Source organism: Vibrio cincinnatiensis DSM 19608 (assembly GCF_900167345.1).
In the GTDB taxonomy this organism is placed as follows: domain Bacteria; phylum Pseudomonadota; class Gammaproteobacteria; order Enterobacterales; family Vibrionaceae; genus Vibrio; species Vibrio cincinnatiensis.
The window spans coordinates 1-14,776 of record NZ_FUXB01000015.1 but is presented as its reverse complement, the minus strand read 5'-3'; the positions used below and the strand labels follow the sequence as shown (position 1 = coordinate 14,776).

Here is a 14,776-nt window from a genome sequence, read left to right as displayed (position 1 = left end):
TCGGTGCCTACCGAAAGCGAATGTTAAGGAATCGATCATGTCAGAAATGACTCCTCGTGAGATTGTTCACGAATTAAACCGTCATATTATCGGTCAAGATAAAGCCAAACGTGCGGTAGCCATTGCTCTGCGTAACCGTTGGCGACGTATGCAGCTTGATGAAAGTTTACGTGTTGAAGTGACCCCTAAGAATATTTTGATGATTGGCCCAACTGGGGTTGGTAAAACGGAGATTGCTCGCCGTCTGGCGAAATTGGCGAATGCCCCTTTTATTAAAGTGGAAGCGACCAAATTTACCGAAGTGGGGTATGTGGGTAAGGAAGTGGAAACCATCATCCGTGATTTAACCGATGTTGCCGTAAAACTGACTCATCAACAAGCCATGGAAAAAGTGAAATTCCGAGCGGAAGAGCTGGCAGAAGAGCGAGTGCTCGATGCGTTGCTACCACCTGCTCGTGATGCTTGGGGACAATCAGAGCAGAGTGATGAGTCTTCTACTACTCGCCAAGTTTTTCGAAAAAAACTGCGTGAAGGCAAGCTAGATGATAAAGAGATTGAAATCAATGTCGCGGTACCACAAATGGGGGTTGAGATCATGGCTCCTCCCGGTATGGAAGAGATGACCAACCAGCTACAAGGTTTATTCCAAAACCTCGCGGGTGATACTAAGAAAAAACGCAAGTTGAAAATTAAAGATGCGTTGAAAGCGTTAGTGGAAGAAGAAGCGGCGAAATTGGTCAATCAGGAAGAGTTAAAAGATCAGGCCATCTACAACGTGGAAAACAATGGTATCGTCTTTATTGATGAAATCGACAAAATTTGTAAGCGCGGTGAAAGTTCTGGCCCTGATGTTTCTCGTGAAGGGGTGCAGCGTGATCTTCTGCCGTTGATTGAAGGCAGCACCGTTTCGACTAAGCATGGTATGGTCAAAACCGATCACATTTTATTCATTGCTTCTGGGGCTTTCCAAGTAGCTAAACCCTCAGACCTGATCCCTGAATTACAAGGGCGTCTTCCCATTCGAGTTGAGTTAGAGGCGCTCTCTAGCAATGATTTCAAACGTATTTTGACTGAACCCAAAGCGTCTTTGACTGAGCAATATATCGCCTTGATGAAAACAGAAAATGTGCAAATTGCTTTTACTGAAGATGGCATTAAACAAATTGCCGATGCTGCGTGGCAAGTAAATGAAAGTACGGAGAATATCGGAGCCCGTCGTTTGCATACGGTGATGGAACGCTTGATGGATGACATCTCTTATGATGCAACAGAAAAGTCGGGAAGTGAGTTCACGATTGACGCCGCTTATGTTCGCAGTCGTTTAAGTGAATTGGTTGAAGACGAAGATTTAAGCCGCTTTATCTTGTAATTTCTTAGCCCACCTTGATCTGGTGGGCTTTTTTATCTGCCTCATTTACGCGTATACTGGGCCTCCATGTTCGGTCATATATTATCGTTATGAATAATTCTTTACGTATTTGGGTGGATGCTGCAAGGCCAAAAACGCTTCCTCTCGCGCTGGTTTCTATTTTTACTGGTACTGCCTTAGCATTTTCATCTGGGCATTTTTCTGTGCCAGTGACTTTGTTGGCGTTATTAACGGCGACGTTACTGCAAATTCTGTCGAATTTAGCCAATGATTATGGCGATGCGGTAAAAGGGACCGATAACGAAAAACGTCTGGGGCCGATGCGGGCGATTCAGTCGGGCGCGGTCTCTTTGGTGGATATGAAACAGGCGATGGTCATCAATATCGTGTTGACGATTTTTGCTGGTCTGGCGTTGGTATTTTATTCGCTAGAGAGCTTGCACAGTATTCTTGCTTTTATTGGCTTAGGGATTTTAGCCATGCTGGCGGCTGTGGCTTACACCGTCGGTAATAAACCGTATGGTTACGTTGGGTTGGGTGACCTCTCCGTATTCCTCTTTTTTGGTTTACTTGGGGTTTCTGGCAGTTATTTTCTGCATACTGGCCACATTGAGTGGAGCCTCTTTTTGCCATCACTTGGCTGTGGTTTATTGGCCGTAGCCGTACTCAATGTTAATAATATGCGCGACATTGAAAATGATGCGGAATGTGGCAAACGTACGATTCCAGTTCGTTTGGGGCAACAACGTGCTAAAACGTACCATTTCTTACTGCTGTCGGGGGCGGTGCTTTCGTTTGCCAGTTATTTACTGATGCAAGATAAGCCGCTTTGGATAAGTCTACCCTTCCTGTTGAGTGTCATTGTTGTTCTGCAACATGGCCGTGCGGTATGGGCAACCAATAAACCTGCGCAGATAGCTCCGATGCTTCCGGTTGTGGTGAAATGTTCTCTGATCACCAACCTTTTATTTGTTGGAGTGGTGATAGCTCAAACTCTCACCAGTTAATTTGCGTTCTATCATTGCATTGACTTACTGACACTATATACTCGTGGGATAACGGTTCGTTAAGAGAGTAAAGCTATGGAATACAACACCTCTGCGCTATGCGATATCTATCTCGATCAAGTTGATGTGGTAGAACCCATGTTTAGCAATTTTGGAGGCTGCGCATCCTTCGCTGGACAAGTGACTACCATTAAATGTTTTGAAGACAACGGCTTAATCCGCGAAGTATTGGAGCAAGACGGTGTCGGACGTATTTTACTGATTGATGGTGGTGGCTCTTTACGCCGTGCATTAATCGATGCAGAACTTGCGGCGATAGCTGAAGAAAACGAATGGGAAGGCATTGTCGTTTACGGCAGCGTCCGTGAAGTGGATGAACTTGAAGAGATGAGCATTGGCATTCAGGCTCTGGCCTCGATACCTGTTGGCGCAATCTCTCTTGGTATTGGTGAAGTGGATGTGGCGGTAAACTTTGCTGGTGTCACTTTCTTACCGGAAGATTATCTGTATGCAGACAACACGGGCATTATTCTTTCACCTGAGCCCCTTAATGTGGACTTAGAGGTGGATGTTGAGTTAGAAGAACTGTAATACTTCCCACATAAATCGCGTGTTTACTGAAACCAAGCCGATGTTCTGCATCGGCTTGGTTTTTTTCGGCTTGGTTTTTTTTATTGTGTGATGATATATCGTCGTCGCAGCCACAGCGCATAAAGATAGCCCAATGTTCCACCACAAACATTCCCTAATGCTATCCCAATAAACAGCCCCTCGACGCCATACCAATGTGAGCCAAGCCAAGCGGAGGGCAAAGTAAAAATAAAGAGACGCATAAAACTCCACTGAAAGGCTTTAATCGGTAAGTGCAGGGCATTCAACGCCGAAACCAGCATCATGACAATACCTTGGAAGCCATAACTGATTGGCACGACTAACAAATAGTGCCAGAGCAAATCACGTACGGCCTGTTCTTGAGAGAATAACGCTGCCAGTGGAATGCTGAGCGGCACCATCATAATAAAGATCATCATTTGAAACAGAATGGAAAAACGCATGCCAAGAAATAAACCAGCAAAGCTGCGTTTAGGTTGTTTGGCGCCCAAGTTTTGTGCCATAAATGGAGTTAAGGCAGAAGTGAGAGACATCAATACTAATAGTAGTATCGACTCAATACGCTGAGCCGCTCCAAAGGCTGCAACTGCGGTTGTTCCATGTTGAGAAAGAATGATCATCAAGAGTGCACCGCTGATGGGGGTCATGGCGCTGGAAAATGCGGCGGGAGTTGCAATACGTAAGATTTGTAACCAATCTTGGTAGATGAGAGCAAATTGGGGGACAGCTAATAGTTTTTCTCGCTTAACTAAAATATACAACGAGCAAACTAGAGCTCCAAACCATGAACAGGCACTAGCGATAGCTGCTCCCTGAATACCCAACGCAGGTATTGGCCCATAGCCAAAGATAAGCAAGGGATCTAACCCCCCATTGATGATTCCGGCGAGTAACATAATTTTAGCTGGAGTTTTGGTATCTCCTGTGGCTCGAATTGCGCTGCTGCCTGCCATGGGGATAACCAATAACGGAATCGTAAAATACCAAATTTGCATGTATTGCTTGATGAGTGGGATAAGTTCCGTTTGTGCGCCGAGTAACGGAAAAAGTATATCGATGGTGATTACCCCAAGCATAGCAGCCAACATCACTAAGCTCACGGCTAACAAGAGCCCGTGGCTACTTAAGCGAGCGGCTTGTTGAGTCTCTCCTCGGCCTAAGGCTCGTCCGATACAAGTTGATAAACCAACGCCTATTCCCATGGTGATGCAGTTCAAGCCGAATGTCACAGGGAAGGTATAGCTGATCGCGGCTAAAGATTGAGTGCCAAGTAGGGAGATAAAAAAAGTATCCACGAGGTTAAACATGAGCACCGCGACCATGCCAACCGTCATAGGAAGCGTCATCTGACGTAATACTTGAGGGATAGGAGCGGATAATAAGCCGTGTTTATCATGCATAGCGGACAACAAGGTAAAGAATGAAGGGATAAGGATACTTGATCTTATGAAAGGGGACTAGGGCGAAACCCTCTTTCATACTTTCTACGCCAGAGGCACTTTGGGAAGGTGGATGTGGGGAAATAATAAGGCCAGCAATGCTGGCCTTATTCACCATAACCTAAAGCGGTTTATGCATTTTTCATTTTTGCTGCTGCTTTAGCGATAGCGGCAAAGCTTTTCGCATCCAGAGATGCACCACCAACCAAGGCACCATCGATGTCTGGTTGTGAGAAATACGCTTCCGCATTTTCAGGTTTTACGCTGCCACCGTATTGGATGATCACTTGCTCTGCGACTGCGGCATCTTTGGCTGCGATAAGCGCACGGATAGAGGCGTGAATGCGTTGTGCATCGTCTGCGGTTGCGGCTTTACCTGTACCGATTGCCCAGATGGGTTCATAAGCGATGATCGCGCCATTGAATGCTTCAACACCACATGCGTCGATGACTGCATTGATTTGGCGAGCACATACCGCTTCGGTTTCACCCGCTTCGTTTTGCGCTTCGGTTTCACCAATACAGAAAACCGGGGTTAGGCCATTCTCTTTTAGGAATGCAAATTTTTTCGCAACGAACTCATCGGATTCATTGTGGTAATCACGACGCTCAGAGTGGCCGATGATGATGTGAGAAGCGCCGAAATCTTTCAGCATTGCTGGAGACATATCACCTGTGAATGCACCACTGTTGTTTAGGTCAGTGTTTTGTGCACCAAGAATCATCTTGTTACCGCCTTCTTTAATTAGGCGCTCAGCAAGATCTAGGTAAAGTGCTGGTGGGGCAACGGCCACATCAACGCCAGTCACACCTTCTAATTCTGCATTAAGACCCGTGAGCAGCTCAGTCACCATTGCTTTGCTGCCATTTAGTTTCCAGTTACCCATCACTACAGGACGACGCATAGGAATATCTCCAATTTCAATTGATAAAAAAAATCGACTGGCGAAGAATATAACAGATAAAATCGCGTAGATCATGACTATGGTCATGACTTTCTAGGATCCTATTTTCTCTATTGCGTAGCTTGAGCCGTGATTCGTTAGACAGAATCATCGTGTAAGGCGCTGACTTTTTGTCTCACTTGGGTATAGTGAAGGCTGGTGAATAAACAAGGAGTCAGTGATGCCTAATCTTGTATTGGAGTATTCGAACTCGGTGGAAGAGCGAGTGAATATTCAAGGTTTATTGGAAGATATACATCAAATTGCGCTTCAAAGCGGGTTGTTTGAAGCATCTTCGGTCAAATCTCGCACGCTACGTTGCCATCATTGGCTCATTGGCGAGCTGGGAAACAGTGCGGATTTTATCCATCTTAATGTCGAATTACTGGATGGGCGAACGGAGTCGCAAAAACAACGGTTAGCGCAGCAACTCATTAACGTTCTTTCAGAGCAAGCCAGTCAAGTCTATTCTTTAACCGTGAATATTCGTGACATGGACAGAGCGAGTTTTCAAAAAATCACTCATTAGATTATAGAAGCACTGTATTTCATCAATCGTAGGTAGGAAACGTAATGCCATTACAGCAACTCCTTTTTTCTTTTCATGGGCGAATTGGTCGCCAAACTTTTTGGATTTGGAATGGGTGCTACTACCTCTTTATTGCCATCTTTATTTTAACGGCAAACCGTTGGTTTCCCCACTGGGCTCCTTCGTTATTACCTTTGGTTATGTTGATGATCTTGCTACCTGATCTCGCTGTCACGGCCAAACGTTGGCATGACAGAGACAAATCGAGTTGGTGGCTATTGCTCAACCTTCCTCTTATTTTAGGCAGAATGAGCGTTCCTGTGGGAGAGGCAAGCCTTGCGACTTCACCCAGTTGGTTTGATAGCTTTCTTGCTTTAGCTGCGCTTAGCTGTGGAAGTTGGATTTTAGTTGAGTGTGGCTTTCTTGCGGGGACACAAGGGGATAATCGATTTGGTAAAAATCCCGTGTCGCGTTAACGCCAATGCGTGCTTCGGGGGCGAAAAGGGATGATATCTGCATTCGGCCTCTCGTCCATTTCACCTTCTAAGACGTCACGAAATCGAACCATCTGTAATCTGAGTTCTCGCATCAATGTGACATTGGCATGGGTGGGATTTTTACATTGACTGAGTACTCGATCAATATGGCTTTGTTGTGCTCGAAGCCTATCCTGCATCGTGGAAGATGAAGCATCAATGAGGGCGTTACACAAGCTCTGCTTCAATTGAACAAAGGCCTGTTGGTCTTGTTGTGCAAGCGATACCAGCTCATCAAATGAGGGAAGTGCTTGTGAGGTGTCAGGGGGAGTCATCCTTCTCTCCTTGCAATCAATAACGTGGTAGAAACTGGAAACCATTGATCTGAGTATAGGTGAGGTCGGCGACTTAAACTGGAAGGAGTATCGATATTCTTAATAATAAGAAAAGGTCGAACTGTGTGGGGAAATTTACTTTGTGGTCAACGGATGTGGTGTAATTCGATAGGCGCAGCGATGTTGCCCCGAGATAATGTGTTCGCTTCGTTCAATCACACAGTCCTCTCCCAGTAGCTGTTGGAAAATATTGAGCTCTGACAGGCACAACGCTGGGCAGCGTTTTGCTGCTTTACAGATAGGGCAATGGTTTTCAAACAGCATAAACCCGGATTCAGTATGTTCTAACTCGGCCATATAACCTTCTTGCTCTCGCAATTTCACTAAGGTTTGTAATTTACTGGTTAATGAATGGCAGGCGTGTAAGGCTGAACGATAATAAGAGAGTGTTTGTATTTCACGCTCAGCGGTAACTTGGGCTAACCCTTCTTGGCCAAAAAGATGTTCAACCGCTTCAATGACCTGAATGGTTAGTTCTCCATGGCGATCGGCAAATTGGTTATGGCCCTTCTGGGTGAGTGACCAGTGGCGAGTCGGGCGTCCGACTTTTACCTTCACATCATAAAAATCGAGAATGCCGTCTTGTTCTAAGCTTTGCAAATGCTGACGAGCGCCCATCGTGGTTATTCCCAAATCGTTGGCGAGCTGCTTAGCGGTAACCGCGCCTTCACGCTTGATGGTGTGTAATATTCGCTCGATGGTCTTCATGATCTTCCTCTTAATGCTGTGACTATTATGGTTAAACCGTTTAATAAAGCAAAGAATTTACAATCTTGTTACGGAGTCGTCTCGCTCTTCTCAAGATAACTTCCCAATAAATTTGTTAATTAGATCACGTTTTTTTTGCGTTTCCCCCTTGGGTTATGGGATTGTCTCCCCCACATATCACTCACAAGCTGGTCAATCAGCGTTTTATTAACCAAACGGAAATCAATTCAGGAGAGAGGACCGATGAATATTCGTCCATTACATGATCGAGTTATCGTTGAACGCCAAGAAGTTGAATCAAAATCTGCTGGTGGCATTGTTCTCACTGGTTCAGCGGCTGAGAAATCCACTCGCGGTACCGTACTTGCCGTAGGCAAAGGTCGTATTCTGGAAAATGGCACCGTGCTGCCCTTAGATGTAAAAATCGGTGATACGGTCATTTTTGCCGAAGGTTATGGTACTAAGACCGAAAAAATCGACGGTAAAGAAGTTTTAATCTTGTCTGAAAATGACATTTTGGCAATCGTTGAGTAATTGCTCACAGCAAACTAATCGATAAAAAACGCATTCTAGAGGAAATACATAATGGCTGCTAAAGACGTAAAATTTGGTAATGACGCTCGAGTAAAAATGCTAGAAGGGGTTAACGTTCTAGCGGATGCAGTAAAAGTGACATTGGGCCCTAAAGGTCGTAACGTCGTATTAGATAAATCTTTTGGTGCTCCTGTGATCACCAAAGATGGGGTTTCTGTGGCTCGTGAAATTGAACTGGAAGATAAATTCCAGAACATGGGCGCACAAATGGTTAAAGAAGTGGCTTCGCAAGCGAACGATGCTGCGGGTGACGGTACGACAACCGCAACGGTTTTGGCGCAATCTATTGTCAATGAAGGCCTAAAAGCGGTAGCGGCGGGCATGAACCCAATGGACCTAAAACGCGGTATTGATAAAGCCGTATTAGCCGCTGTGGAAGAGCTAAAAGCGCTGTCGGTTCCCTGTGCAGATACCAAAGCGATTGCTCAGGTCGGTACTATCTCAGCAAACTCAGATTTAAGTGTGGGTAACATCATTGCTGAAGCGATGGAAAAAGTAGGCCGTGATGGTGTTATTACGGTTGAAGAAGGTCAAGCGTTACAAGATGAGCTCGATGTCGTTGAAGGTATGCAGTTCGACCGTGGTTACTTATCTCCTTACTTCATTAACAACCAAGAAGCTGGAAGTGTGGATCTAGAAAACCCATTCATCCTATTGGTGGACAAAAAAGTTTCTAACATCCGTGAACTGCTGCCTGTACTAGAAGGCGTGGCCAAAGCCTCTCGTCCATTGCTGATCGTTGCTGAAGATGTGGAAGGTGAAGCTTTAGCGACACTGGTTGTCAACAACATGCGTGGTATCGTAAAAGTTGCGGCAGTGAAAGCTCCCGGTTTTGGTGACCGCCGTAAAGCCATGCTACAAGATATCGCTGTCTTAACTGGTGGTACGGTTATCTCTGAAGAGATCGGTCTGGAGCTAGAAAAAGCCGCTCTGGAAGATCTTGGTCAAGCGAAACGTGTCACGATCACCAAAGAAAATACCACCATTATCGATGGTGCCGGTGAAGAAGAGGCGATTAAAGGTCGTGTGACGCAAATTCGTCAACAAATCGAAGAAGCAACGTCTGACTACGATAAAGAAAAACTGCAAGAGCGCGTGGCGAAATTGGCTGGCGGTGTGGCTGTTATCAAAGTGGGCGCCGCGACTGAAGTTGAAATGAAAGAGAAAAAAGATCGCGTAGAAGATGCATTGCATGCAACGCGTGCTGCGGTTGAAGAAGGTGTCGTTGCGGGTGGTGGTGTAGCATTAATCCGCGCAGCCTCCAAACTGACTGAGCTAACGGGCGATAACGAAGAGCAAAACGTCGGTATTCGTGTTGCATTGCGTGCGATGGAAGCTCCGATTCGTCAAATTGCGAAAAACGCCGGTGATGAAGATTCTGTCGTGGCTAACAATGTAAAAGCGGGTGAAGGTAACTACGGTTATAACGCGGCTACGGGTGAATACGGCGACATGATCGATATGGGTATTTTGGATCCAACCAAAGTGACTCGTAGCGCGCTACAATTTGCGGCATCGATTGCTGGCTTGATGATCACCACAGAAGCGATGGTCACTGACCTACCAAAGAAAGATGCGCCAGCGATGCCTGATATGGGCGGAATGGGTGGCATGGGCGGCATGATGTGATGCGGGCTTAGCCTCTACCTCTTAAAAAACCGGAGTTTTTACTCCGGTTTTTTTATGGCAAAAAAATGGCTAGCTAAGTGGGCTTAAGTTTTGCACACTAAATTGACGTATCTAAGGAAGGAATAGCATGCATATTCAAAAACTTAAACATCATACCGTCTCGGTGGATTTGAGTATTGACCAGTGGACTTTGGCGGCAGGGCAGCATTGGGGTATTTTTTCCACTCACAGTCATGCGGCCTCTTTACTCGTTAAGATACTCAGTGGGGAGATCCCCCCACAACAGGGAGAAATAACGGAGCTTCCGGAGGGGGTTGCTTGTGTTTCTCTTCATGAGCAACAGCGCTTGCTGGATTTTGAGTTAGAGAACGATGAAACGGATTTTATGGATCAGATGGATTATGGTTCAACCGTAGAAGAGTTAGTGATGAATGCGGGATGTGAGAGTGATGTTCTTGATGAATTACTGGCTAAAACAGACTTGTTGGCGATTCGTCGACGGGGCTTTCGTCAATTATCAACCGGAGAAACTCGTCGTGTGATGCTAGCACGGGCCATAGCATGCAAACCGCAGTTGCTGATCTTGGACGAACCCTATTCAGGTTTGGATGCTGCACATCGAAGATTACTTACCCAGTTACTGAATGAACTTGCTCAATCTTTGTCACTGTTGATCGTCACCTCTCGTGAAGAAGAACTGCCCCCCTTCATTACCCATGTTGCTCTGTTTGATGAGCAAAAACTGACGCAGACACTGACGCGTGATGCTTGGTTAACCCATCCGGTGATGGCACAAATGAAAGCATTGTCACAGGAGAAAAGTGAGGCGATGCTAGCCTTACTTCATGCCCATCAAACGCCTCATCCATACCCTAATCCTCTGGTGGTGATGAACGAGGTTTCTGTAGAGTATGTGGATGCGCCTATTTTTCATGGGGTGAGTTGGCAGATTGAGCAGGGGCAACATTGGCAGATTCGTGGACCGAATGGGTGTGGTAAAAGTACTTTATTGGGGTTGATCTTGGGGGATCATCCACAATGTTACAGTAACGATATCACGGTACTTGGCATGAAACGGGGCAGCGGAGAAAGCATTTGGGATGTAAAACGGCATATTGGCGTCGTTTCATCGGCTTTGCATCTCCAATATCGGGTTAACTGTAGCGCACTGGAAGTGCTGGTGTCGGGTTTTTATGACTCAATTGGTCTTTATCAACAACCCAGTAAAAAAGAAATTTTGTTGGCGCGTGAGTGGTTGAGTATTCTGGAGATGAGTGAGTTTGAAAAGGTCGGTTTCCGTCAACTGGATTATGGTCAGCAGAGATTATTACTGATTGGACGAGCTTTGATCAAACAGCCTGCATTATTGATTCTTGATGAGCCTTATCAAGGGCTTGACTATCTTAATCGTAAGTTGATCTTCCATGCTCTCAATCGAATAGCTTCTAACCAATTGAGTCAGTTGTTGTATGTGACTCACTATGATGAAGATTCGTTAGAGGCCATTCATCACTTTGTTGATTTTGTCGGACCGGATGAACGCGGTTATCAGGTCCAGATACACCAAGCATCGCCAGCAGGGGCGTGTGAGTCGCGTCAATGAAGACGCGCTCTTCGTACTTAGTGACGACGACGTAACCTCTGATGAACGCCTCGACGCAGGCTTTGAAAGGTATTTTCGACTTTATCTACCCCATAGAGCACACTTAATGCTAGCAAGGTGATGACGACCGATTGTCTCCAATAACCTAGGCCAATCATTAATCCTAGTGCCGCCAGTACCCAGATCACCGCCGCAGAGGTAACACCATGAATTTTTCCATCTTGAGTCATCATTACCCCAGCACCTAAAAAACCGACACCGGTAATGATTTGTCCTAGTACGCGAGCTTGATCCAGTGTATTGGGCGAAAGAGAAACCGCCATCGCCATAAAACAGTAAGTACCGGAAATGATTAAGATAGACGTTCGAATGCCGACGGGTTTTCCTCGGGTTTGCCGTTCCACACCAACCAGTAACCCATTCAGCGCACAGCAAAAGAGGGCTGGCCAACGAAAAGGGCCAAGGTCTAATAATACATCTAAGCTCACCACGTTCTTCTCCGGAAAATGACTAGGGAAGCGAGCAGTATGCCTTAGCCATTGACGATGTAAATGGCGAATACCCATAAGGGAAGATAAAAAATTTTTAGCGTGACGATAGGTCAAAACAGGGCGTTACTCTAGGTGTAAGTCCAACGGTGTTTTACTGGGGCGACCACCGATTTCACGGGTCAGTTTCGGCACCAGATAACCGGAGACTTGCTCTATAACGCCTGACATGATGGATCTTGCTTGTTCATCGCTGACGTAGAAATGAGCCGCGCCTTGCACTTTATCCAGTACGTGTAAGTAGTAAGGCAGAATGCCGGCATCAAACAGTGCTTCACTCAAGGCAACCTGAGCTTCAATAGAATCGTTCACTCCTTTAAGGAGTACACCTTGATTGAGTAGTGTGACATTAACGGCGCGTAATCGAGCCAGTTGCTGTTTGAGTTCAAGGTTAATTTCATTAGCATGGTTGATGTGAGTGACCAATAACACTTGTAAAGTGGTGTTGGCAAATAGCGCAACTAACTCATCGGTAATGCGTGCAGGAATGACGACGGGTAAGCGAGAGTGAATACGAAGCCGTTTAATATGTGGAATGGTGGCAATACGTTCGAGCAGCCAAGTAAGTTCGTGATCTTTCGCCATTAAAGGATCGCCGCCAGAGAGGATCACTTCATTCAACTCGGAGTGCTGAGCAATATAATCTAAGCTTTGCTGCCAGGCATGTTTATTACCTTTGTTTTCTTGGTAAGGGAAATGGCGACGAAAACAGTAGCGGCAGTTAATCGCACAACCGCCTTTGACGATCAGTAAGCAACGGTTACGGTATTTATGTAATAAACCTGGAATCGGATTTTTTTGTTCTGCTAAGGGATCGGTTGAATAGCCTTCATGCACCTCAAACTCGGCACTGAGCGGTAACACTTGGCGCAGTAGGGGATCGTGTGGGTTGCCCTTCTCCATGCGCTCAACAAAACTGAGCGGCACCCGCTGGGCAAACAAGTCACGAGCTTGGAAGCCGGCTTGCCAAGGGGTGGGATCAATGTCAAGCTGTGTGAGTAATTGACCCGGATCCGATATCCCATTTGCTAGCTGTTGTAGCCAGTTTTGCTCAACAGATTGGACTTTTCGGGTTATTATGTGCGGCATTGAATTTAACTCGAAGAATGTAAGAGGAAATAATGGCTACTGTTAGCACGAATGAATTTAAAGGCGGTCTCAAAATTATGCTTGATAACGAGCCTTGTGTCATTCTCGAAAACGAGTTTGTTAAACCAGGTAAAGGTCAAGCGTTCAACCGAGTACGAATCCGTAAACTACTTTCTGGCAAAGTACTCGAGAAAACCTTTAAGTCAGGTGATAGCGTAGAAGTTGCAGATGTTATCGATATCGATCTTGATTATCTGTACAACGATGGTGAATTCTATCACTTTATGAACAACGAAACCTTTGAGCAAATTGCAGCAGACCTTAAAGCGGTTGGTGATAATGCTAAGTGGTTGGTTGAAAATACAACCTGTACATTGACCCTGTGGAATGGTAACCCAATTTCGGTAACACCACCAAACTTCGTTGAATTGGAAGTGACGGAAACCGATCCTGGCTTGAAAGGGGATACGCAAGGAACAGGCGGTAAACCCGCGACATTATCAACCGGTGCTGTGGTTCGTGTTCCGCTCTTTATTGCGGTTGGTGAAGTCATCAAAGTCGACACTCGTAGCAGTGAATACGTTAGCCGCGTAAAATAATCTAATCAGCCTCTATAACTCATAGGGGCTTGATAGATTGAAGACATAATAAAAAGAGCCAGCATACGCTGGCTCTTTTCGTTTCTATCCATTAACACTTGGGTTAAATCAGGAAGATAAACACCACGGATAAGATAGAAATTAATGCTGCAAATGCATAGCACGCAATTTTACCCGCAAGCCCAGTATGGAATTTTAGGTCATGCATGCCATGGTGCAAACGGTGCATCGCATGCCACATCGGTAATGAAAGGGTCGCAATGATAAACAGTGCACCAATAATACTGGTGGCAAATTCAGCCACTCGCTCGTAGCTCATGGCTTCTGCATCAATAATCCCCAGAGGAACAAGAATGCCAAGCACAAGAATGGTGACCGGGGTAATCATAGCAAACCAAGTGCCGCCCGCCCCAAATAGGCTCCACCATACAGGTTCATCTGAACGTTTTGGATGGGTATTAATCACAATAAGCTCCTTACACCACGATGAGAACGATCAGTGAAATCACGGCCACGGCCACCCACTGAGTCAAAACGATGATTCTTTTATCCAGCAATTTACCTTTGATTCGAATCGGCACCACTTGTGGCAACATATTGAAGAAGGTTTGAGCATGGAACAGGCTCCCTGCTAGCGCCACAATATTGATAGCCACAACCAGTGGGTTGGCCATAAAGGCCAGCCAGCCATTCCAAGCTTCTGGCCCTTTGACCAGAGCGCCCAAGCCTACGGTTAAAAATAAGGTAAAGAGAATGAGCGGAAGTACGGTCGCTTCACGCACCATGTAGAAACGGTAGAACGGGTGATCTTTCCACCAAGTACGTTTCATTTCACGTACATACGGTTTACGGTTAGTCATCCTTATGCCTCCACTTTCTTAGGTGAACCGTCAGGTTTTAACATGGCAATCACAAAGTCCATTGACGACTCCACTTTGCCTTGGTTAACCGCAGCGGCGGGGTCAACGTGTTTTGGACACACTTCTGAGCAGTAACCCACAAAGGTACAGCCCCAAGCGCCATTTTCACCATTGATCAGCGCCATACGTTCCGCTTTACCGTTATCACGGCTATCAAGGTTGTAACGGTGCGCCAGTGTTAATGCTGCTGGGCCGATGAACTCAGGATTTAAGCCAAACTGAGGACACGCGGCATAGCACAAACCACAGTTAATACAGCCAGCAAATTGCTTATAGCGAGCCATCTGCTCTGGGGTTTGCAGGTTGGTCCCGTCT

At 45.9% G+C, this 14,776-nt stretch carries 18 protein-coding genes; 9 read left to right on the top strand and 9 right to left on the bottom strand.

Translation table 11 applies throughout. The features are described 5' to 3' along the window. Nucleotides 1-37: 37 nt before the first annotated feature. From hslU to rraA, 3 genes are all read left to right on the top strand, one after another. Nucleotides 38-1,369 (top strand): ATP-dependent protease ATPase subunit HslU, encoded by a 1,332-nt coding sequence (hslU, locus tag B5D54_RS13610; protein WP_078927106.1) that lies wholly within the window; start codon nt 38-40, stop codon nt 1,367-1,369. Nucleotides 1,370-1,458: 89 nt separating this feature from the next. After that, on the top strand, nt 1,459-2,376 hold the full coding sequence (locus B5D54_RS13605; protein ID WP_078927105.1) for a 1,4-dihydroxy-2-naphthoate polyprenyltransferase: 918 nt from the start codon (nt 1,459-1,461) through the stop codon (nt 2,374-2,376). Between the two features lie 75 nt (nt 2,377-2,451). Then, nucleotides 2,452-2,967 carry a ribonuclease E activity regulator RraA gene (rraA, locus tag B5D54_RS13600; protein ID WP_078927104.1) on the top strand — a complete coding sequence of 172 codons (516 nt, stop codon included), beginning with the start codon at nt 2,452-2,454 and terminating at the stop codon, nt 2,965-2,967. 80 nt (nt 2,968-3,047) lie between these two features. Here the strand turns inward: rraA and B5D54_RS13595 are convergent, their stop codons facing one another. Both B5D54_RS13595 and tpiA read right to left on the bottom strand, forming a co-directional pair. After that, nucleotides 3,048-4,388 (bottom strand): MATE family efflux transporter, encoded by a 1,341-nt coding sequence (locus tag B5D54_RS13595; protein ID WP_078927103.1) that lies wholly within the window; start codon nt 4,386-4,388, stop codon nt 3,048-3,050. Nucleotides 4,389-4,558: 170 nt separating this feature from the next. Further along, nucleotides 4,559-5,332 (bottom strand): triose-phosphate isomerase, encoded by a 774-nt coding sequence (gene tpiA / locus B5D54_RS13590; protein ID WP_078927180.1) that lies wholly within the window; start codon nt 5,330-5,332, stop codon nt 4,559-4,561. A 220-nt stretch (nt 5,333-5,552) separates the two neighbouring features. Between tpiA and B5D54_RS13585 the strand changes: the two genes are divergently transcribed. Both B5D54_RS13585 and B5D54_RS13580 read left to right on the top strand, forming a co-directional pair. After that, nucleotides 5,553-5,900, top strand: coding sequence for a 5-carboxymethyl-2-hydroxymuconate Delta-isomerase (locus B5D54_RS13585; protein ID WP_078927102.1), 348 nt, complete (start codon nt 5,553-5,555; stop codon nt 5,898-5,900). Nucleotides 5,901-5,944: 44 nt separating this feature from the next. Next, the gene (locus B5D54_RS13580; protein WP_078927101.1) at nt 5,945-6,376 is read left to right on the top strand and encodes a DUF805 domain-containing protein; all 432 of its coding nucleotides are present in this window, start codon (nt 5,945-5,947) and stop codon (nt 6,374-6,376) included. Here the strand turns inward: B5D54_RS13580 and B5D54_RS13575 are convergent. Continuing rightward, a complete protein-coding gene (locus B5D54_RS13575; RefSeq protein ID WP_078927100.1) occupies nt 6,373-6,711 on the bottom strand; it encodes a DUF3135 domain-containing protein in 339 nt (112 codons plus the stop codon). The two genes, B5D54_RS13580 and B5D54_RS13575, sit on opposite strands and share 4 nt — an antisense overlap. 135 nt (nt 6,712-6,846) lie before the next feature. Continuing rightward, the gene (locus tag B5D54_RS13570; protein ID WP_078927099.1) at nt 6,847-7,479 is read right to left on the bottom strand and encodes a helix-turn-helix transcriptional regulator; all 633 of its coding nucleotides are present in this window, start codon (nt 7,477-7,479) and stop codon (nt 6,847-6,849) included. 243 nt (nt 7,480-7,722) lie between these two features. Here B5D54_RS13570 and B5D54_RS13565 point away from each other — a divergent pair, with 243 nt between their 5' ends. The 3 genes from B5D54_RS13565 (at nt 7,723) to B5D54_RS13555 (ending at nt 11,305) form a co-directional block, all read left to right on the top strand. After that, nucleotides 7,723-8,013 carry a co-chaperone GroES gene (locus B5D54_RS13565; RefSeq protein WP_078927098.1) on the top strand — a complete coding sequence of 97 codons (291 nt, stop codon included), beginning with the start codon at nt 7,723-7,725 and terminating at the stop codon, nt 8,011-8,013. 51 nt (nt 8,014-8,064) lie between these two features. Next, a complete protein-coding gene (gene groL, locus B5D54_RS13560) occupies nt 8,065-9,702 on the top strand; it encodes a chaperonin GroEL (protein ID WP_078927097.1) in 1,638 nt (545 codons plus the stop codon). Nucleotides 9,703-9,829: 127 nt separating this feature from the next. After that, nucleotides 9,830-11,305 carry an ATP-binding cassette domain-containing protein gene (locus B5D54_RS13555; protein WP_078927096.1) on the top strand — a complete coding sequence of 492 codons (1,476 nt, stop codon included), beginning with the start codon at nt 9,830-9,832 and terminating at the stop codon, nt 11,303-11,305. A gap of 17 nt (nt 11,306-11,322) precedes the next feature. Here the strand turns inward: B5D54_RS13555 and B5D54_RS13550 are convergent, their stop codons facing one another. Next, nucleotides 11,323-11,796: an MgtC/SapB family protein gene (locus B5D54_RS13550; protein WP_078927095.1), complete on the bottom strand. Its 474-nt coding sequence runs from the start codon at nt 11,794-11,796 to the stop codon at nt 11,323-11,325. A gap of 123 nt (nt 11,797-11,919) precedes the next feature. Beyond that, complete coding sequence (gene epmB, locus B5D54_RS13545) at nt 11,920-12,942, bottom strand: EF-P beta-lysylation protein EpmB (protein ID WP_078927094.1); 1,023 nt, start codon at nt 12,940-12,942, stop codon at nt 11,920-11,922. Between the two features lie 32 nt (nt 12,943-12,974). Between epmB and efp the strand changes: the two genes are divergently transcribed. Then, nucleotides 12,975-13,541, top strand: a complete 567-nt coding sequence (gene efp / locus B5D54_RS13540) for an elongation factor P (protein WP_078927093.1) — start codon at nt 12,975-12,977, stop codon at nt 13,539-13,541. 103 nt (nt 13,542-13,644) lie between these two features. Here the strand turns inward: efp and frdD are convergent, their stop codons facing one another. The 3 genes from frdD to B5D54_RS13525 all read right to left on the bottom strand — a co-directional run. Beyond that, on the bottom strand, nt 13,645-14,007 hold the full coding sequence (gene frdD / locus B5D54_RS13535) for a fumarate reductase subunit FrdD (protein ID WP_078927092.1): 363 nt from the start codon (nt 14,005-14,007) through the stop codon (nt 13,645-13,647). 10 nt (nt 14,008-14,017) lie between these two features. Further along, the gene (frdC, locus tag B5D54_RS13530) at nt 14,018-14,401 is read right to left on the bottom strand and encodes a fumarate reductase subunit FrdC (protein ID WP_078927091.1); all 384 of its coding nucleotides are present in this window, start codon (nt 14,399-14,401) and stop codon (nt 14,018-14,020) included. 2 nt (nt 14,402-14,403) lie between these two features. Continuing rightward, nucleotides 14,404-14,776, bottom strand: a 373-nt coding sequence (locus B5D54_RS13525; protein ID WP_139364788.1) for a 4Fe-4S dicluster domain-containing protein, incomplete at its 5' end; no start/stop codon positions are given.

What these genes read in the sequence shown, in the direction of transcription:
- B5D54_RS13570 (WP_078927099.1), bottom strand. Translation starts at nt 7,479, where the DNA reads ATGAAGACCATCGAGCGAATATTACACACCATCAAGCGTGAAGGCGCG.
- B5D54_RS13585 (WP_078927102.1), top strand. Translation starts at nt 5,553, where the DNA reads ATGCCTAATCTTGTATTGGAGTATTCGAACTCGGTGGAAGAGCGAGTG.
- efp (WP_078927093.1), top strand. Translation starts at nt 12,975, where the DNA reads ATGGCTACTGTTAGCACGAATGAATTTAAAGGCGGTCTCAAAATTATG.
- tpiA (WP_078927180.1), bottom strand. Translation starts at nt 5,332, where the DNA reads ATGCGTCGTCCTGTAGTGATGGGTAACTGGAAACTAAATGGCAGCAAA.
- B5D54_RS13595 (WP_078927103.1), bottom strand. Translation starts at nt 4,388, where the DNA reads ATGCATGATAAACACGGCTTATTATCCGCTCCTATCCCTCAAGTATTA.
- hslU (WP_078927106.1), top strand. Translation starts at nt 38, where the DNA reads ATGTCAGAAATGACTCCTCGTGAGATTGTTCACGAATTAAACCGTCAT.
- epmB (WP_078927094.1), bottom strand. Translation starts at nt 12,942, where the DNA reads ATGCCGCACATAATAACCCGAAAAGTCCAATCTGTTGAGCAAAACTGG.
- groL (WP_078927097.1), top strand. Translation starts at nt 8,065, where the DNA reads ATGGCTGCTAAAGACGTAAAATTTGGTAATGACGCTCGAGTAAAAATG.
- rraA (WP_078927104.1), top strand. Translation starts at nt 2,452, where the DNA reads ATGGAATACAACACCTCTGCGCTATGCGATATCTATCTCGATCAAGTT.
- B5D54_RS13575 (WP_078927100.1), bottom strand. Translation starts at nt 6,711, where the DNA reads ATGACTCCCCCTGACACCTCACAAGCACTTCCCTCATTTGATGAGCTG.
- B5D54_RS13565 (WP_078927098.1), top strand. Translation starts at nt 7,723, where the DNA reads ATGAATATTCGTCCATTACATGATCGAGTTATCGTTGAACGCCAAGAA.
- B5D54_RS13555 (WP_078927096.1), top strand. Translation starts at nt 9,830, where the DNA reads ATGCATATTCAAAAACTTAAACATCATACCGTCTCGGTGGATTTGAGT.
- frdC (WP_078927091.1), bottom strand. Translation starts at nt 14,401, where the DNA reads ATGACTAACCGTAAACCGTATGTACGTGAAATGAAACGTACTTGGTGG.
- B5D54_RS13605 (WP_078927105.1), top strand. Translation starts at nt 1,459, where the DNA reads ATGAATAATTCTTTACGTATTTGGGTGGATGCTGCAAGGCCAAAAACG.
- B5D54_RS13580 (WP_078927101.1), top strand. Translation starts at nt 5,945, where the DNA reads ATGCCATTACAGCAACTCCTTTTTTCTTTTCATGGGCGAATTGGTCGC.